Genomic DNA, 236 nt, shown 5'->3' on the forward strand with positions numbered 1-236 from the left:
AAGGTAGCCCAAACTTGGACTCCAGCGGCTTTTGTAGACACTACCGTAGCCGACTTGCAAGAAAAAATTGGAGATGCAAAAGTAGTGCTCGGTTTAAGTGGCGGCGTGGACAGCACAGTAGCTACTGTCCTATTGCACAAAGCCATTGGCAAAAATTTATATTGTGTTTTTGTAAATAACGGACTCCTTCGTAAAAATGGGTTCGATAGTGTTTTAGAGCAATACAAAGGCATGGG

At 43.2% G+C, this 236-nt stretch carries 1 pseudogene; it reads left to right on the forward strand.

What is annotated here, in order from left to right:
* A pseudogene (locus ACY2RS_RS15890) lies at positions 1-236 on the forward strand (glutamine-hydrolyzing GMP synthase); the annotation flags it as partial.

It is taken from the genome of Patiriisocius sp. 208BN25-11 (assembly GCF_058147145.1).